This window comes from Methylocystis sp. JR02 (assembly GCF_030063565.1).
Lineage (GTDB): Bacteria > Pseudomonadota > Alphaproteobacteria > Rhizobiales > Beijerinckiaceae > Methylocystis > Methylocystis iwaonis.
This window is the reverse complement of sequence record NZ_JASIRC010000002.1, coordinates 270,370-288,647: the sequence shown is the minus strand read 5'-3', so window position 1 is coordinate 288,647 and position 18,278 is coordinate 270,370. Positions and strand designations below refer to the sequence as shown.

Annotated in this window: 14 protein-coding genes; 2 read left to right on the top strand and 12 right to left on the bottom strand. The window is 60.0% G+C overall.

Going from position 1 to position 18,278, the window contains the following annotated elements; translation table 11 throughout:
* Window positions 1-4: 4 nt before the first annotated feature.
* The 12 genes from QNA11_RS19735 to QNA11_RS19680 form a co-directional block, all read right to left on the bottom strand.
* Window positions 5-2,134 carry an aminotransferase class I/II-fold pyridoxal phosphate-dependent enzyme gene (locus QNA11_RS19735; RefSeq protein WP_283484466.1) on the bottom strand — a complete coding sequence of 710 codons (2,130 nt, stop codon included), beginning with the start codon at window positions 2,132-2,134 and terminating at the stop codon, window positions 5-7.
* 36 nt (window positions 2,135-2,170) lie between these two features.
* The gene (locus tag QNA11_RS19730) at window positions 2,171-2,431 is read right to left on the bottom strand and encodes a phosphopantetheine-binding protein (RefSeq protein WP_283484465.1); all 261 of its coding nucleotides are present in this window, start codon (window positions 2,429-2,431) and stop codon (window positions 2,171-2,173) included.
* A 22-nt stretch (window positions 2,432-2,453) separates the two neighbouring features.
* Window positions 2,454-3,434, bottom strand: coding sequence for a methyltransferase (locus QNA11_RS19725; RefSeq protein WP_283484492.1), 981 nt, complete (start codon window positions 3,432-3,434; stop codon window positions 2,454-2,456).
* Window positions 3,435-3,479: 45 nt separating this feature from the next.
* Window positions 3,480-6,023: a prodigiosin MAP biosynthesis aminotransferase PigE gene (gene pigE / locus QNA11_RS19720; RefSeq protein ID WP_283484464.1), complete on the bottom strand. Its 2,544-nt coding sequence runs from the start codon at window positions 6,021-6,023 to the stop codon at window positions 3,480-3,482.
* A complete protein-coding gene (gene pigD, locus QNA11_RS19715; protein ID WP_283484463.1) occupies window positions 6,020-8,506 on the bottom strand; it encodes a prodigiosin MAP biosynthesis protein PigD in 2,487 nt (828 codons plus the stop codon). The genes pigE and pigD overlap by 4 nt, the downstream gene beginning before the upstream one ends.
* Before the next feature lie 88 nt (window positions 8,507-8,594).
* On the bottom strand, window positions 8,595-11,312 hold the full coding sequence (gene pigC / locus QNA11_RS19710; RefSeq protein WP_283484462.1) for a prodigiosin ligase PigC: 2,718 nt from the start codon (window positions 11,310-11,312) through the stop codon (window positions 8,595-8,597).
* A 49-nt stretch (window positions 11,313-11,361) separates the two neighbouring features.
* Window positions 11,362-13,008, bottom strand: coding sequence for an FAD-dependent oxidoreductase (locus tag QNA11_RS19705; RefSeq protein ID WP_283484461.1), 1,647 nt, complete (start codon window positions 13,006-13,008; stop codon window positions 11,362-11,364).
* A gap of 84 nt (window positions 13,009-13,092) precedes the next feature.
* A complete protein-coding gene (locus tag QNA11_RS19700; RefSeq protein WP_283484460.1) occupies window positions 13,093-13,545 on the bottom strand; it encodes a DUF6041 domain-containing protein in 453 nt (150 codons plus the stop codon).
* Window positions 13,546-14,368: 823 nt separating this feature from the next.
* On the bottom strand, window positions 14,369-14,707 hold the full coding sequence (locus QNA11_RS19695; protein WP_283484459.1) for a cupin domain-containing protein: 339 nt from the start codon (window positions 14,705-14,707) through the stop codon (window positions 14,369-14,371).
* Between the two features lie 232 nt (window positions 14,708-14,939).
* Window positions 14,940-15,344, bottom strand: a complete 405-nt coding sequence (locus QNA11_RS19690; RefSeq protein ID WP_283484458.1) for a type II toxin-antitoxin system VapC family toxin — start codon at window positions 15,342-15,344, stop codon at window positions 14,940-14,942.
* Entirely contained in the window at window positions 15,341-15,592 is a 252-nt protein-coding gene (locus tag QNA11_RS19685) for a type II toxin-antitoxin system VapB family antitoxin (RefSeq protein ID WP_281932190.1), read from the bottom strand. Before QNA11_RS19685 ends, QNA11_RS19690 begins: the two co-directional genes overlap by 4 nt.
* Before the next feature lie 156 nt (window positions 15,593-15,748).
* Window positions 15,749-16,747 carry a GlxA family transcriptional regulator gene (locus tag QNA11_RS19680; RefSeq protein WP_283484457.1) on the bottom strand — a complete coding sequence of 333 codons (999 nt, stop codon included), beginning with the start codon at window positions 16,745-16,747 and terminating at the stop codon, window positions 15,749-15,751.
* A 139-nt stretch (window positions 16,748-16,886) separates the two neighbouring features.
* On the opposite strand from QNA11_RS19680, the gene QNA11_RS19675 reads away from it, so the two are divergent.
* Both QNA11_RS19675 and QNA11_RS20855 read left to right on the top strand, forming a co-directional pair.
* On the top strand, window positions 16,887-17,651 hold the full coding sequence (locus tag QNA11_RS19675; protein WP_283484456.1) for a DJ-1/PfpI family protein: 765 nt from the start codon (window positions 16,887-16,889) through the stop codon (window positions 17,649-17,651).
* On the top strand, window positions 17,645-18,211 hold the full coding sequence (locus tag QNA11_RS20855) for a LysR substrate-binding domain-containing protein (protein ID WP_502867579.1): 567 nt from the start codon (window positions 17,645-17,647) through the stop codon (window positions 18,209-18,211). The genes QNA11_RS19675 and QNA11_RS20855 overlap by 7 nt, the downstream gene beginning before the upstream one ends.
* The last annotated feature ends 67 nt before the right edge of the window (window positions 18,212-18,278 follow it).

Below are 18,278 nucleotides of genomic sequence, written 5' to 3'. Positions count from 1 at the left end.
TTCCTTAGAATGCCGCGCCGGAAAATGCAGGCGCGCCCTGCGGTTCGCAACGAAGGCCAACATCCGTCGCGCTGTCGATTAGAATCTCGGCGGCGAGATCGAGATCCTCGAGCGTGTGTTCCGAGGTCACGCTGATGCGAAGTCTCGCGTCCCCAAGCGCCACCCCCGGATAAACGACGGTCTGGCAGAACATTCCCCGCGCGCGGACGAGGCGGCCAAATTCCAGAGTCTTCGTCTCGTCGCCGATCACGACTGGTATGATCGCGCTCGCCGACTGACCAAGATCGAAGCCAGCGCTCAACAGCAAACCGCGCAGGCGATGGATGTTGCTCCACAATTTTTCCAGCCGCTGCGGCTCTCTTTCCATAACGTCGATCGAAGCGATCAGCCCCGCGGCCACGGAGGCCGGAATCGTCGCTGCGAACACATAAGAATTCGAATAGAAGCGCAGATATTCGACGACTTCGCCTTTGGCCGCAACGAAGCCGCCGACGCCCGAGAGCGTCTTGCTGAAGGTTCCGAGCTCGAGATCAACCTCGCCTTTCATACCGAAATGTTCGCTCGTGCCGGCGCCTGTTTTTCCCAGGACGCCGGTCGCGTGGGCATCGTCCACAAGCACTTTCGCGCCGTATTTGCGCGCCAGCGCAACGACCTTCGGCAAATCGACGATATCGCCATGCATGCTGAACACGCCGTCGGTGACGATCAGCTTGCCGCCCGGATGGTCGGCCCATTTTTCCAGCGTGCGTTCGAGCGCATCGACGGCGTGCGGATATATTTTCTTGGATGCCCCCGACAGCTTGCAGCCGTCCTGGATGCTCATGTGATTAATGGCGTCGGTGAAGATGAGATCGTCATGTCCTGCCAACGCCGATATGCAGCCGAGATTAGCCGAGTAGCCGGACGGGTAGACGATTGCGTCATCGGTGCGTTTCAGCCGGGCGAGACGGCGTTCGAGCTCCTTGTGGAGAACATTGGAGCCGCCGATCAGCCGGCAACCGGTGTTTGTCGCGCCGTAACGCCGGGCCGCGTCCGCGATGGCGTCGATCACTTCGGGGTGATTGGCGAGGCCCAAATAATTGTTGGACGCGAACATGAGGAACTCGCGCCGCCTGCCGGTGATTTCATCGAAAATCACGGCGCGGTTGCGGCATTTGCTTTCGAGCGGCATACCATACCAATATAGTTGTTCCGCCTGTTTGCCGCGATAGAAGGTGTTGAACTCGTACGCCTTGTGGAAGAGGTCGCGATGGGGCAGCCCGATGAAGTCCTTCATCGTGCGGTTGTCGCCGCTGGGTGCGGCGAAACGATCGCGCGCGCTCGCAACACGCTCGCGCGTTTCGACGAGCGTTTCGATCTTATGGGCGTCGGACGCGCGCAAGAAGGCGTGAAGTTTTTCCATCGTGTCGCAGTCGGAGAGACGGACAATCTCCGGCACGCCACGCTCATCGCGTAGCCTATTGCGCAGCGATTCGACGGCGCCTTCTCGCAGCCCCATCGCCGAAAAGCTCGGGGGCTCGACGGAGCCGAAACTCGCGGGTTGCGCCTCGCTCCCGCTTAACCCAGCGCTTCTGGCGTCCGCGCGAGCGAAGCTGGCGATCATGTCACCGATCGTTACGAGCTCCGCGGTAACGTCCCGCCGGGCGACGTCGAGGGCCGCCGCCGTGTCCGCGAGCACGTCCATCAGCTTCGCCGCGTCGAGGCCCAGATCCTCGCACAGTCTGGCGTCTTCGATCAATCGAAGCCGCGAGTGGCCTGTATGCCTCTCGAGCGTCGCGATCACCGCCTCGAAGATGGGGTCGCGATCTTTGCCGTTTTCGTCGACCGCTTTATCGAGAGCAGGTATCGGGCTGCACGCGCCCTCATTATCCAGGCGGGAGCGAACGAGCTGGACGAGATCGTCAACCGTTCGCAGACCGCGCCCCGTCGATTGCAAGCTCACGCCATAGGCGTTTCCGATGTCGGCGAGGATGGAAACCAGCACGATGCTGTCAACTCCGAGATCGCCCTCAAATTCGGCGTCGGCCGTGATGTCGTCGCGCGCGTATCCGGTGTGACGTTGAATGACGTCGACGGTCGTCTCCCATGGCGAGGATTCGACGCGCCGCGCATTTTCCACGATCATGGCAGTCATTACTGACCCCTAATGCCTAGAATGATGAAAAATCGCTCACGCTTGCGCGGCGAAAGCGTCTGACTGCAATCGCTCGACCAAATCGATTATCGCTCGCACAGAGGCGAAGTTGTCCGGCGTGACCTCTCGTAGCGGGATGGCGACGCCAGCTTCGCGATTAAGCAGATCGACCAAATCAAAAAGCGCGCTCGAGTCGAGGAAGTTGAGTTCCAGAAGGGGGGTATCCAGCTCGATCTGATCCGACTCGCAACCCGCACAAGTTTCGGCGATAAGCAGCAGAATCTTATTTGCCAGCATTATTTCCTCCAAATGCTCTCAGTCAGGCTTTTTCGCCGATCAACAGTTTGCGTGGCCCGGGGATTGTCTGGGCTCGTGTGTTGACGAACCCAGCATCACGGAAACGACCGAGGTATTCCTCTGTCGTGGATTCGACGCCCCCGTCGGTGGATAAAAGCATGTTGATCGAAAGAAGCGATGTGAAGAGCGGTCCGCTCTCGTCGTCGTTGAGCGGCGTTTCGCTCGCAACAAAAGTTGCGCCCGACGGCATGGCCGCCAATATGTTTTCGAGAATTGTCCTTTGGCTTTCGATGGCGTAGTCGTGCAGCATCCAGCCGAGGTGAACGAGATCGAAGCCGCGAGGAAGGTCGCCTTCTAAGACATTACCTTCGAAGACAGCGATGTGATCCTTGAAGCCTCGCGCGTCGAGCTTCTCGCGCGTGAAGGCCGCGGCCTGCGGAAGTTCGCAAACCGCAACTTCTAGCTTAGGATGGCTTCGGGCGACCGACATCGGCAATGAGCCGCATCCGGAGCCGATATCGATGAACCGCCGGTAGGGCGAGAAATCGAAGGATTCGATCATACCGTCGACGAAGGGCTGCGCGAGCACGCCTAGAAATTCCTGAAAATCCGCGACGTCTCTTGGATTCTGATAAAGAATATCGAACCAACTACGATTGTCTCCGAACACGGCCGTGCGCCGATCCTCGTCTTGGCGAATCGCCTCCGCACATTGGCCCCACAGCGGGTAAAGAAAGACGTCACAGTGGCGCGCCATCCACCCCATCCATTGCGGCGACGTGCTGACCAGGCAGCGTTTGGCGGCATCGGAGAGGCGATATTCATCGTTTTCACGAGAAATGAGCTTCATGGCTTCGAGCGCGATCAAAAGTCGCTTTCCGGAGGCAAGCGGGACGCCCGCCCTACGGCACACCACCTCGGCGCGCGCTGGCGGATCGATGGCGTCGAATATCCGCAACTCCAACGCGGCGGCGACCGTTTTCGACTGGAAAAAACCCGTCAAAATGCCGGCGATTTCCTTTACTGCTGACTCCAAGGCTCAGTCTCCTCAATCCAAGAAAGTGGACATCTCGTCACAGACAACTGCAAAGGCTCGCACGAACGCGTCAATCTGCTCACGGGTGATAATGAGAGGCGGCTGAATACGGATGACGGTCGAACTATTCGCCGTCACGAACGTCAAGATGTTATGGTCGTTGCCGAGCTTGGTGACGAAGCGCATGCAAAACATCTCGCCGAGCGTTTCCTCCATCTTGTTCATAGCGTGCATCAAATCGTCTCGGACAGCGTCGGGAAGAAAACGCCATGTGAGGTGCCAGTCTCCAGGCAGGCGTGTAGCGAATTCCTTCGCGCTCGCCGCCACGCAGCCGCGAAAATCGCTGGCAAATTGAATCGCGAGCATCAATCCGCGTCCGCGAACTTCGGCGACGAATGGATAGTCGGCCGCAACTCTGGTCAGCTCGTTCTTGAAATAGGCGCCAAGCTCCTCGGCGCGGGCCGGCAGATTCTGTTCGATCAAGCAATCCAGAGTGGCGAGTCCGGCGACGGCCGCGAAGTTGCAGCCGCCAAACGTGGATGTATGCAGGAGAAAGCGGTCGGCGGTCGCATAAGCGGCGTCCCACGCCTCAGGCTTGGAGAGCGTCGCGCCAATCGGCACGAGCCCGCCGGAAAGAGACTTCGACAAAGCCAAAATATCCGGTTCGAGCCCGTCCCATTGACTGGCGAGCATACGCCCCGTGCGGCCCAAGCCCGTCTGGACTTCGTCGACGATGAGCAGCGCGTTGAACCGTCGGCAGAGATCCTGCACGCCCGCGAGGTAGCCAAGTGGCGGCACGATCACCCCCCCTTCGCCCTGGATCGGCTCGACGACGAACGCGCTGACGTCGCCTTTGGCGAGTTCGCGTTCGAGCGCCTGCAGGTCGCCGAAGGGAACGCCGAAGCAACCGGGAAGCAAGGGCCGAAACACGCGCTGATGCTTATCGCGCCCTGTCACGGAAAGGGCGCCGAGCGTCTTCCCGTGGTAGCTGTTCTCGGCGAAAAGCAGTCGCGGTCGAGGGTTCGCGGCCTTCGCCAATTTGATCGCCGCCTCGATCGCTTCGGCGCCCGAATTGCTGAAGAACGCCCGCTGTAGCCCGCCGCCCGCCATCTCGCACAGGCGTTCCGCGAGCAGCGCGGTGCGCTCGGGCAATGAAACATACTGAACGAAGTTCGGCTGGGCTTCCGCTAAAAATCGTTGAAGCGCATCGACGACGACAGGCGGGTTATGCCCTAGGTTGAGACAGCCGTATCCAGCCACCATATCCAGGAAGCGACGCCCTTCCGTATCGGTCAGGACGCAGCCCTCGCCTTTTGCGAACACATGATCGCAATGGAGCATGTGCAGGAAATCGGCCATCATCGGGTTGATGTGCCGGCGGTAGCGATTGATCGTTTGAAGCCGACTGTCTCGTCCGTCCGCGGCCGGCGTCTCTATGTCGCCAGCGGGAGGCGCGGTCTGCGCCCGAACGCCATTCGGCTTCAAATGGAAACGGCGAAAACTCGCGATCGTGTCTTCGGCAAGACGCTCACCGTACGAGGCGAGGGGATAGGGGACGAAGCCGTGGTGCTCGGCGATGCGCCCGATTTCGGCCACCTTCTCTGGAGGGAGTTCGCGCCCGATCGAGAAACGCTCGGCGCGACCTTCGAGCGCCAGAACCATCGTCTCCGCCAGACAGCCGTTGAGCTGCTGCTTGACGGAGAAATTCAACGACTCCGTTCCCAGCCGCACCGCGCCGGAGCCCGTCAGACAGCCGCCGTCGATCACGAGAATATCGTCGCGGCGCTTCGAGCCTCGCTTGACGTCACGCGGCAGGCCGACGTCGATCACCACCGAGCCGGGGAGCAGTCGATCGGCGTCGATCACGCCGCCGGTCGAGGTCGCAGCGACAAAGAATCGATCCACTGGATAACAGTCGGCGACGTCGCCGGTCAGAGTGACCCCATTGCGCCACTCGGGAGGCACGTGCGAGAGCACCTCGTCGGGATTGGCGCCCGGGCGATGAACCAGATCGAGGCAAACGCCAATTTCCAGCAGCATCCGAGCAATTGCGAGACAAATTGAGCCAGGAAAGCCGACCACCGCCACGCGATGCGCCTCGGGATCGAGGCGCATCAGCTCGAATACTTTTCGCAGGCCTTTGAAACCGGCGTAAGACGTCAGCGAGTTGCCGCTGGTCACTGGTACCGGGGCCCGTTTCGCCGTTTCCAAAGCCCGGCGCCCGATGATCGACGTGAAGCCGCCGAGGCCGACAAGATCGGCGCCCTTGTCGGCCATCTGCTCGACGCCCTCGACGACGCGCCGAAGGATAATTTGCGGCTCATCAAGCATCTCTTCCGCCGTCAACGGAAGATACTGGACCCAGCCCGCGCATTCGGCGCCGCAGGCCGAGCGAATGGGCGCAAATTCCATGAAAGGGACAAGGTTGCGGCGGCTCCACAATTCTCTCGAATAGCCGTCATGCAAATCACGCGACGTGCGCTCCATCATGTCGATCATCTTGACGTAGCGCTTCAATCCAATCGACGTCGGATGCGCGATGAAACCGAATTTCATATGCCGAATTCCTCCGTGAGGCCGCGCACTTCTGCGCCCGCTGCGTTCAGCCGGGATCGCAGCGCCGGTTGCTTGACGAAAGCGCCATCGCGCTGCCAGCCTTTGGCGCTCGCCAGCGAAAGCCCGTCGCCTTCGTTGTTGTGCGACAGATTGACGTTGAAAAGATTCAGCCGGCCTCGTTCGAGCAACGCGCACTTCAGCATTTGCGCGTCGAATGCGTCGAGGGTGCGGGAGACGACCTTCAGCCCGCAGATGTTTTCTTCCCATTCTTCGGCGGCAATGTTGACGAGTCGCATCTGTCGTGACGTGCGGTTGAAGAGCACGAGCTCCTGATAAGTGTTGATTGCCGACAGGCCGCCGTTGAAGAAGGTGAAGATGGTGATCGTCTTGTCCCCCAATGGCGCCTGCGCAAGTATGTTTTCGGCCATGCTGGGCAGAACGTCGGGGACCATCGCGCGCGCGCCGTCGCCGACGAAGGCGATCAGATCGGTTGGGCAAGTGTGGGCCAAAGACAATGTCGCGAGCAAAGCGTCGCCCATGAGCGCGCGTCCGTACCAGCCCGAAAATCCGCGCCTCGTGCGCGGAACATTGCGCACGGCCGAAATGCCGCAGCGGCCGACATCGTACACGCCGGTGTAATCGTAGCCGTCTGCGACAATGAGGCTCTCGATCAGCCGGCTGAACTGGTGAAAGAAGTAGTTTGGACTCATCGGCGCCGCCGGCAATTTGCTGATGATGTCGGACGGCGTATCGCAGAGCGCCGACATTGCAGCGATTCTTCGCTGGCGCCGGGCAGGATCAACATCGAGACGACGATCCACCGCTTGCAGAAACGCACGGCTGTCCATGACCAGCGGATGGTCGGTAAAGGGCGAAATATGAGCCGGGTTCTGCGTCACCTGAACGATGTCGAAACTTCTGCCAAGTTTCGCCTCCGTGAAGGGCGTCGCGATCTGGGAGATTTTGCTCTTTACGAAGAAGAGGCACTGTTCGTTTGGCGGATTGATCCGTCCGTCGGTGTGTAGAAAACGATAGACGCGTTCGCTGAATGCGTAGACCCCCAATGTTCCGAGAAAATTCGGGTTTCGCGCGCTGTTACGGAACTTTGGGATCGACCCCGGATAAGCGAGACTGTCGGTCAACGCGAGGCCGGCGCGATCGGAGATGTCGAGGACGAGCTCCAACTCGTCGTCCTCCATTGGGCCGCACTGCCACAACACTTTGTCGGGCCCGTTGTTGAGTAAATCCATTACAGCCGTAAGTTCAGGCGGATCACCCTCCGCCGTCGCAAACGGGCCTGTCAGGTTATGGGCTGGCGGCAAGCACGCCTCGATTGGGCCACTGACGTCCATGACTGCGCGGGTCGCGAGTAGCACAACCGGACCCTCTCCGGCGTCGTAAAGCGTCGCCGCGATTTGCAGATCCTCGGCAAGGCGCTCGGGATCGTCCATGTAGACGCAGGGCAAGCGCCGCGCCTTGACAACCTCTCTGCTGTCCTCGTCGGGGGTGATCGTGGCCTGAAATGCGAACCAGGAATTCACCCGCTGTTCGGCGCACACGATGAATCCTTTTGCGCGCGCCTCGCGCAGATTCGCCAACGTACCCTTGAATTCGTCGATCATGCCGCTCGTCACGACAATGACGAATGGCTTGCTATAGAGTTGCCAGTTGGCCATCGCCCCGCAAGCCAAGCTATGCTCATTTGGTCCGCGAAGGACGGCGGCGCCAACATTTTGGCAGCAATTTTCGAGGGCGTTGATCAGCGTCGAGACGACTGAGCCAGTGTAATAGAACATCAGCCAATTGGATCCGGTGCGCTCTGTGAGAAAGGCGGCCAAAATCTCCGCCAGCGCGGATTTTGGCCGCCGCGCAGCGCCGGGTTTGACCCGCTGGTTGGCATAGCTCATCTCGAAGAAGTCCATCCACAGACACAAGAGCCTCGTCTGGAGAACCTCGCGTTCCTGAGGCATGACGCATCGGATGTAGTTCATTGGGTGATATTGAATGCGCGCAAAGCCGGGACGTTGAAATACGACAGTCGAGAACGACGATTGAAACGCCGGAATCGAGGCGTCGCCGAGCGTCGCATAAAAATCGGCCAGGGCGCGGTCGAAGTCGTCGATCGACATTGCGGCGAAGTCTGAATCGCTGAAATCGACGAAGGCCATGCCGACCTGGAAACCGCCTTCCGTCCGCTCCCGCAACGCAATCAATTTTCCTGCAACACGCTCCAAAGTCGACGACTGCACAACGAGCAGGGTCAGTCGATCCTTGCGGCTCGATAAGAAACGGATCGCTTTCTCGCGCGCCTCCGAGTAGACGGAATCTTCGACGAGATCATCCTGGCCGCACGGCCATTCCGCGTCAACGAAGACGCGGTGGAAGACGTCTGTTTTGATGTCGTTAATGACGCTCACGCCAGTCTGGAAAAACGACTGGCTTCTCGTAACGACGACGACGGCGATGGAGATTGAAGTTTCCACGGTCGGCTTCCAACGTTTGTGAAAAATTACGAAGTAAACCTCCCGCCGGGCGCGATGCCCGAAGGGCCACGAGTTTTGTGTGATTCTGTCAGGCGGCGGCTTGCCGCTCGGCGCGTTCTTCGATGCGAACGACGCCCGCGTCTCCGTCGAGATAAAGGAAGTCGCCAGTTCGGATTTTCAGCGTCCCCGATCGAATGTTGACGACCGCAGGGATGCCGAATTCCCTCGACACGATGGAGCTGTGGGACAACGGCGAACCGATGTCCGCCACAACGCCCGCGGCCAGAACAAAAAGCGGAGTCCAAGAGGCGTCCGTGAATTTGGCCACGAGGATTTCACCCGGCTGAAACTCCTCGGCCTGACGCTGCAAATCGGTGATGACGCGGGCGCGCGCGACGACGACGCCGGGGCTCGCGGCGAGTCCCACAAGGGCGTCGCTATCATCCGCGAGTCGCGCCGCTGCGTTTGACCGTTTCGGCTTATAGCCCCCGACAATGCTCATGGGAGGCTCCTCGGCGCGCAGATTGATGAGATGCTCGCGCCGATTTTTCTCAATGAGCTCGCGCGAGAACGCTTGCGCCGCGGTTTTTTGGCCCGCGACGTAAGCGCGCAGCTCGTTGAAATCGAGAAAGGGCAGGTCGGATAGATTCGCCACGCCCTCTTCGCTCAACCGCCGTATGATCTCCAGCGCAATTTTGCGATAGAACCATGTTTCGGCGACGAAAACGGGGCGGACGCGCTCGCGCAGGTCGGCCATTTTCGCATAGGCGGAGATCACGAAGCGCAGCTTCAGCCGCGCCTTCAGCGGAAGGGTCGAAAGCAGACGCTCCGTATCGTCGCGCCGCTTCGCGTCGCTCTCGCGCATTTTGTCGTAAAGATCGAATTCGTTCAGCAGGTATAGACGGATGACTTTCAGCAAATAAAGCGGCTCGTCGTTCCAGCGCGCAATGCTCAAATCGAATTCCTGACGCCCACGCGTTCCGAACTGGCGCAGAAACGCTGCGAACGGACCGTCCCAAAACGTCTTGCCGGAGCTACTGAGTTGCAGCCGCTCGACCAGCTCGTCCGGCGAGCCGTTCAAAAAGAGATCGCGCAGCTCTGGTTGGGCCTTCACCGTGCCGGCGAGCGCGACGACGCCTTTGGTGACGTCGATCGTCCGCAGATTATTGAGCGACGCCTTGATGCGATTATGCAAGCCTTCCCCTCTCCCGCCGAGCCATGTCTCGCATAGCTCCGCTAAAGCGTCGTAAAGCGCGAAGGATTGCAGAAAGAACGGCATATAGGCCGAACAGCTCGCTAAAAAGTTGCGGTCGATCAGTTCGAGCTCGGCGTTGAGCTCCTCGAGACTCATTTTCGTCAGATCGAGCGCGAGAAACCTGTCGATGCGCTCTTTGCCCAACGCCTCCATGCGCCGCGCGGTCTTTTCCGCAGTCGCGACATTGATGATTTGCTGGCGCAGCCAGTATAAGGCGCTGCGCAGATAGGCCAGCCCCTTCACCGGTTCGCCGTAGGGATTGCGGTAGTTGGAGAGATCGACCTCGTCGGTGGCGTATCTCTTGGTGAATTTCATGTGATCGCGGGTCGGCGGACACTGCGTCAGCATGTAGGCCGAGGCCGAAATGTTGAGGTAGACGTATCCGCGGATGTAGCCCATGAAATGCCGCGACGACGACATATTCAGCAGCCCCATCGTCTTGACCGCCGGGCCGTGAATGTTGTTTTGGTAGAACCGGCAGAATGACAGACCGAACGGCGTCATCAGCCCGGTGACGATCTCTCCTGTGTCCATGCGCGAGAACATCGTATTGTCTCGCAGCGAGCTTTCCGCTTCCTCTGGATCGGCGAAAACCGCGTGGGCGGCGCGCGGGTCGCTCACAGTGATGGGCCGCGCTTGCAAAATGGCGATCTTCGCGTCCTTGATCGCCCATTCGACGTCGAGCTCCTTGTCGGCGAAGGCCGGACCGCACGACTGCCTGATAGTCATCGCGTGTCGCGCGAGCTGTGCGGCCTGATCGTCCGTCAGCGTGGCCGCGTCGGCGAGCGTGGCCGGCGTTTTTTCCAGCGCCACGCCGCCGTCGCGGTTGCATACCGTGCGCATCGGCTTGTGGCGGATTGTCCTCGCGACGGCGAAGTCCGTGCGATCGACGAGATAGCTGTCGGTGACGACCTGGCTCGACACGACTCCCTCGCCGACGCCCCAAGCGGCCTCGATGACCATGCGGTTGGCGTCTCCGCCGATCGGATCTGTCGTGAAGAGTACTCCCGCGACGTCGGCGCTCACCATCTGCTGAATGACTACGGCGATGGATTTTTCCATGTCGCTGCTCTGCGCGACCGCCTCACGCTGACGACCGTAGACCGCTACATGGTCGGCCCATAATGACGCCCAACAGCGCTTTACGCAGTCGATGACGGCACGCTCGCCTTCGACATTGAGGAATGTCTTGTATTGGCCGGCGAACGAGCTTTCCGCCAAATCCTCGCTTACGGCAGACGAGCGCACGGCGACCCGCCCGCCTCCGAGCGTCGCATAGGCGGCGATGATTTCGCGTTGCAGGTCTTGCGGTAGCGTAGCGGCCTCCAAGACGTCTCGCAGGCGCGCCGGATCGTTTTTGGTCGCATCTTTTGTAGGGCCGAAGCGTTCGACGAAAGCGCGATAGGCTTCTGTCGTAACGCAATAGGCCTCTGGCGCGGGCAAGCCGGCTCGGGCAAGCGCATTCAGCGACATGGCCTTTCCACCCAGGATCAGGCGGTCCTCCTCGAACGTCCCATCGAGCGCTCGGACGTATTTCATCGCTTCGGCCATTGTTATCTCTTCGTATGTGGAAATTGCGAATTGAATGGTTAGGTAACAGTTAGACCATCGAGAACTCTGCACCGAGCGGCACGCTTGTTGCGCCCAGCGCCATCTTCAGACGTTCGGCCGCATCGAGTCCTGCTCCGACGGCCGACTCGAAATTGCCGACGCCATAGGTGTCCTGATTAGCGAAAACCATGCGACCAAAGGGCGCCGACGCTCTGCGGAAGAGGTCGCTTTTCATTTGTCCTGGACGAGGCGATACGAGCCCTTTGGGCCATAGCCACAGGCGAATGTCCTCGACGGCTTGCGGGGAAACGCCAGCGCAGGCCAATATGTCCGAAACCTCGGCTCGCGCCGTCTCTTGCAGATCCCGGAACGCCACTTTGGCGAGCCGACCCATGTTGTCGCGACGAGAAACCGGCTTAAGGAGCGTGAGGACGCCCCCTGGATGGCTTTGCGTCGGATCGAGCCAGTTTGCGGAGATGCAGCCGCCAATCCGGCACCATCCCATAGGGGCGGCCTCGTCTTTTCCGGCGATGATATATGCGCCGAAGCGGTCGCCCCAGACCGGCTGCTTCAAAACGACGTTCGCGACAATGTAGTCGCCATATTCGATCTCGGCCATCGCAGCCCGCTGGGCGGAGGGAAGATCGTGTATCGCTTCGAGCGCCGCGTGTTTCGACGCCGCCCATACGACCGCACGCGCCTCGATAAAATGCTCCTGTCCGTCGCGTTGAAAGGTCACGCGATAGCGATCGGCGCCGTGGCTGCGTATGGATGTGACTTTCGCCCCATTAACGCAGTGAAAGCTCTCGCGCAGTTCCAGACGCTCGCGCAACCGCTCCGTGACGAAGCCGTTGCCCCCCGGAAACGCGACAAGCTCGCCATACAGGTAGCCAATAAGGAAATGAAGCCCGACGTAGCCCGATACATCGTCGAGCGTCAGGCTTTCGACCTGCAACGTCGTGACGATGGCGTCACGAACCAGATTATCGAGGTTTTTGGGGGGACGCAGGTCTGGCGGCAGCGTCTCGCGCAGGCGAGCGTCGGACAGCAACTGCTCCAGAGTGACGCTGTCGAATTGCTCCATTTCGGCGCGGCTCCAGCCGTCGGCGGGCTTCCACGGAATGGAGGGGTAGCGGCCCTTTCCGGGCGCAAGGCGCGCCAGATAAGCGTTCAGATGCGCGAAGATCGGGTCGCCAAGCCGCTTTTCTGCGGCGACATAGGCTTGGCCTGATAACGCGGCCCCGATGAGCGATCCGGTCAGGCGATAAACTTTCGGGTTCATCAGTGACGCTGGATGGGAAAGGAAAGCGTGCGACACGACGCCGAGATTTCCAATCAAACCGCCGGTCTTGAAAAGCACCAGCAAATCATCCGACGTCGAGCGCCACGAACCCCACAGGCCAAGATCTTTCAAGAGTTCCGCGACTCTTCCGTCCGGCGCCGGCGATTGCAGGCAGGAAGCTGCAGTGGGAAACCGCAATTCGCCATGGCGTTCGAAACGGGCGGCGCCGCCGACATTGCGACCCTCTTCGAGGAGAGTCACATCAAATCCTTCCATGCGCCAAGCGGCGGTCAGTCCCGCCAGTCCGCCGCCGACGACGATGACGTCCGCGAAACCTGGCGCGTCAAACGTACGGGTATCCCCAAAGTGGTCGAACTCTTGCGAGCTCGGTCTGTCGAATTCTCGCGTAAGCATCGCAATCTCCCAAGCTTCGAGACGCGCGGGATCAATCGGCCGCGGCGCGGCCGCAATATCATCGATGTTCAACGCCGGCTTGGTCTATCGGTTCTGCGTCACAGCCGATGCGCGCTGTCGTAGATCATCTTGCTTCGCTGTCGGTGGCGTTGCAGGAGCGCGCCGCTTTTGCAGTTTGTCGCGAATCAGTAAAATTGCGACGATCGCAAAAGGCAGGTCGATAGCGACGATCTCCGGAGTCGTCTTTGCGAGGATGGCGATGAAACAGGCGATCATCGCCAATTGGCCGACCGCCGCCGCCATTACGAGGCGGTCGAAAAGATAGCTGACGCCCGAAGCGAACAGCGCGACGCCAACGATGACCGTCACGACTCCGCCGTAGTCTGCGAGCCATCTGCTGATCGGCTCGAGAATCGTCCCGGTGTTGTTGAACGCCGCTGTGCGCAGCGTTTGCGGCACGTTCTCAATGTCGGGGAAGGCCTTCGCCAAGCCCGCGAGGACATAAAGCAGACCAAATATGTAACGTGCGTAGCGCATGAATTTCCACCAATAATGTTTACGTTGAATTGGGCCGCTTAACAATGCCTGAGCCAATACTATGCGAAAGCTTGTGACGATAAACAATGGTCAACTATTTGATGGCTCAGTTGCTATTTAGGTATACATCTGAACTTTGACAGGCTCATGACTAAGTGCACATCTGCACCTCATCACCGTCATTTCTGTTTCTAATAAACACGGCCATGCTCGGAGGGCCATCGATCCAGCGTCGATGACGTTTTTTGAATTATTGCTCCCTAATGCATCATTGATGGGCGGAGCATTCCGAAACTACGATGCGCTCTGGCTTTGAACTGACTAGCGCTATCTTGAACGTAGCGCCGCAACCCGACGTTTCCTCGATCCAATTTTCCCCCCAAGCTTGCCAACAATTTCTCTTGCAATGGAGAGCCCGAGTCCTGTGCCAGTAGTCGTATTTTCTTTTCGCCAGAATGGTTCGAAAATGGCGCGTAAGGCATTCGTGATCAAATTGCCGAGCACGCTTTCCAAAGCCAGCCGCTGCGCAAATATGACCTGGGGCAGCGCGGCTACCGGTGGCTTTTCGCCTCCCCACAGTTGGGATTGGCGCCCGCTCATCGAAGCGCGTCCGCTCTGGGACGTCGTCATGCTTCTCCTTTGCGGCGGCGGTTTCGCGCTCAGCGTGACTGGCGTCGTGATCGGGTGGCGGCGGCTCGATAAAAAGATGGCTGCGCGGCCAGATCGCCAAACAAAGCTCAGGCGTCTCCTGCACAAAGCGTAACATCAAAGGGCTGCGCAGTGCGCGTTCGAATGCCCGCGACGCCGAGCCATCCGCCCCGCATCATCGAGCTTTGGCGCCCACATGCACCGCCAGCCACACCGTCGGTTCATTGGCGTCCGTCCATTCGATGCGGTGCCGAGCGTGGGCCGGGATCTCCACGTAATCGCCCGGACGCAGGATGCGCGGCGCGGCCTCGCCCTCGAACAACAAGCCCGCCGAGCCGCCCAGCAACACGACCCATTCCGCCTGCTCTTGGTCGTACCAGAAGCCAGGCTGGCTGGCCTGCCCGGTGGAGACGATCCGCTCGATCCTCGCGCCCGGCAACTCGGCCAAGATCGTGGTCTCTTCGTCGATCAAGCGTTCGGGCACGTTCGCAAACAGGTTTCTGGCGCCGAGCATCGGCTTCCTCCGTGCGGCTGCAGCAGTCCCCTCTTGCACCCCGTGGCCCGTCAAATGGAAGTAGTCGCTTCTTCCGGTGAGCATCTGGGCCAGCCCGTCGACGGCGGCCAAGACCGTAGACGACGAGAAATATAGCGGGCCAGAAGCGAGCGTAGCGCACGCGCATGAGGAACCATGCCGATCGGCAATCGCGCTGAATTGCGACGTTGACTCGAAGATTCGTCCCGGGGCGTCAATATCTCACGGAATCATTGATGTCGGTCTGCGAAAAATCATTGCCTTTGAACAAGAGGCGCGCGCGGTAGGCGCGAGCACAGGCGTAAGCGAAGCAATCCCCGAAATTCAAAGCGGCGGGATGGCGGCTTCGCCCGTATTTCTCGAACGCGCCGAGCGCGACGCTTGTCATGCCTTCAGTGATAGGAACGACGCGCACGGCGGCCTCGTCCAGCAATTCGCGCAGCATGTCCTGCGCGTCATTGGCGGCGATCTGGCGCGCGCTCATCAGGCGCGCGCAGGTCTCATAAACCGCGAGAGGGGACGTATATGGCGCCTTCGCCGCAGCGATACGCTGCGCCATCTCCGGGCCGTCCGGCTCTTCCAGAAGGATCGCGAGAAACGCGGATGCGTCGATCATCATTTCTCGTCGCTCCACATATCATCGAAAAAACCCTTGTGGCTCGCGTGCGTTTGTTCGGGCCGGGCGGGGTGCGACGCGACGCGCGCGCGAAGCGGCTGCAGTCGTTCCCACAAAGGGATTTTCGCCCGCTCGCGCGCGAGCTCATTCGCGCAGGCTTCCTTGATCGCCTCGACGATGGGCTTGCGCTTCGCCTTTGCGAGCTTGCGGATGAGCTCGTCGGTTTCGGGGTCTTTGATGCTATACGCCACTAGATACCTCGTTTTTGGATATACGGATACCTGACAATAGGTATATAGCATTAGGGGGGCGCTAACAAGCCGGAAGCTTTTGATCTGCTCCGCTATTCCTTCGATATGAGGGATGCCCTGCAAATTCCCAATTTACCGCCGAAAGAGCCCGAGAGATTATGCTCGATCCGCTCCACCCATCGCCGGGGACCCAGATTGCGCGTTCAGCCGGCTGGCGCGTCGTAGCGATTGCGGTGGTTGGCCGTAAATCCTCACGAATGCCCTGCGCATTCTTTCTACGTCGCCAAAGCCGACGCTTCGCGCGATTGATTCGATGGGTTCGGTCCCCTTTTCGATCAGGGGGATTGCAGCCTCGGCGCGCAAGCGCTCGATGGCTTTTGCGGGTGTTTCTCCTGTCTCATTGACAAACGCTCGCGCAAACTGACGCGCACCGATGCAGACCGCTCCAGCGAGCCTTTCGACCGTGAGCGGCTCGTGCAAATGTTCACGCGCGAAGGAAAGCGCATCCTTGATCCGACCTGACGCCGGTTCGAGCTCGAGAATGGTAGAGAACTGGGACTGGGCTCCCGGCCTGCGGTGATAGACCACCAAGTCTTTCGCGACGGCCTTCGACAGTCCCGCGCCAAAATCCTCCTCGATGAGCGCAAGCGCCAGATCGATGCCGGATGTGATTCCCGCCGCTGTCCAGATGTTGCCATCCTTGATGAAAATCCGGTCGGCGTCGACGCGAAATTTTGGAAAGCGCCTTTGAAGCGCAGCGGCATATCGCCAATGTGTCGTAGCCTTGCGGCCGTCGAGCAGCCCCGCGGCCGCCAGTAGAAATGCGCCTGTGCAGACGCTCGCAACGCGCCGCGTTCTCGGCGCTAAGTTTTCGAGCAGCGCGACCGTTCGTCGATGGCGTTCGAGCGCCTGGCCTTCGGGGCCGCCGACCACCAGGAGTGTGTCGATACCATCTTGCGTTGATTTCGACGAGCCTACGGGCACCCCGGAACAACTGACGACCGAACCACCTCGCGCCGAGATGACCGAGAGCGCGTAAGGCGCCTCATGCATGCACGAGGCGACATTGAAAGCGCACAGCGGACCACTGAGATCGAGCAATTCGAAGCCGGGATAAACGACGATCGCTATGGACCGTACGACTTTGTGAGCCATGGCTGATCAACCTTGCAGCCATAGGCTGCCTCCATTTGCTGGCGCCGTCAATGACAGATTTTGAGGCTTATATGTCATTTCTGCCATCATCTGCGTTGGCTATGGTGTCCTCGATAATCACAGCCGGGGAGTAACGCGCATGCCCATTTTACCCGAGAAATCCAGCGTGCCTTCGATCGAGAAACTCCGCGCCATGATATCGCCGCAGGGGACCGCGCCATTCCATGTCGGCATCGTCATCGGGCCCGGCTTCATTCCCATGGACATGGTCGGCGTCCAGACAGTTTTCGGGCTGATGCCGGGCGCCGAAATTCATTTGGTCTGGAAATCACTGGACTTGGTCGAAGGTTTCCCTTCCTGGTGGACGAAGCCGACAACGACCTTCGCAGATTGTCCAGATCTTGACGTCATCGCTGTCCCGATGCTGCCGCCGGAAATCCAGAACGACGCCGAGGCGATTGAATTCGTCGCAACGCAGGGGCGCAGGGCTCGTTGCGTCATCGGCATTTGCAATGGCGTTCTTATGCTCGGCGCCACAGGTCTTCTCAAGAACAGGCGCGTGACCTCGAGCCATAACGCGTTGCCGATTTTAACCCACCTCGGGGCGGCGGAGGTGGTGCAGGGGGGCGCCGGCGTTGTCGTCGACGGCAATCTTTACACTGCGGGCCCTGGCGTTGGCAGCTTCGAGGCTGCACTGCTCGCAGTCGAACGCATTTTCGGGCGGGCTAGCGCTGAATTGGCCGAGTGGATTATCGAATACGATCCCCATCCGCCCTTTGGCACAGGAACCGCTACACGCGCGCAGCCCTTGCATGTCTCGCAGTCCGAGGCGCTGATGGCCGACATGGCTTCTCAATACTCACGCGGCGCGGTGGAGGCGTTCGCCAAAATGTCGCGGTGTTGACCGAGAATCCGTCTGCTTTGCCTTCCAGCAGGCGCTTCGCCACACGCGACGATCGGAGCACGACCAACTTCCATGCAGCCGTCTGCATCGCAGCGGCAAATTTTTTGGAGCGAAACAGCGCCGCGAAATCTCGCGCCCCCCGAAGCGGCGGCGTCGAGCGCGCTTTGGCCACCCGAAATTTCTCGGGTGGCGGAACGTCGATCTCGGGAGCGCCACAGCTATGGGCATGGGGAGCCGCACGCTCGCGGTCTACTCCAGCCTCAGCGCGTCGATCGGATTCATCGCCGCGGCAGGCCGGCACGGAAGATAGCCGAAAATTAAGCCGAATCCTACTGCAGCTCACGCCTGCCGGCTATGGAACGATGCTTGTTCCGCAACTCGCCGTAGAAGCATGGCGGGATCGGAAGAATCGCATGACCGTTCTGCCGATAAAGGGGACTAACGTATCGCGGCGCGTCAGACTGGTTTTTCGCCGTGGCGAGCCGCGGCACAAAGCGATGAACGTCTTGGCGCAAACGCTCCGCGCCAGTCTCCCGGCTTGCGTGACCGTCGCGCCGTAGATCTTCCGCTTGGTCGTCAAAGAACTTGGTTTCCTTTTCACGAGGGGCCAAGGCTCGTTGGCTTACC